The sequence below is a fragment of the Empedobacter sp. UBA5987 genome, assembly GCF_002429865.1.
Classification (GTDB): domain Bacteria; phylum Bacteroidota; class Bacteroidia; order Flavobacteriales; family Weeksellaceae; genus Empedobacter; species Empedobacter falsenii_B.
Genome location: NZ_DJBB01000053.1, coordinates 1 through 204 on the forward strand (window position 1 = coordinate 1; position 204 = coordinate 204).

Sequence of the window (204 nt, forward strand, 5' to 3'; positions counted from 1 at the left end):
GAGAGGTTTACAGCCTTGACTTGCTTGTGCTGAGCCTGTCGAAGCATTGGTTACTTTTTAGTCAAGTAAAAAGTGACATTAAAGAATTTTTAATTTCAAATGTTATTAAAAATGAATTAGAATATTGAAAAAGGATGAAAAACCGGCATTAAAACTCTCACGTTAAGAAAATGGTTGAATGGAGCGTTTAAAAGGTTTTAGCCC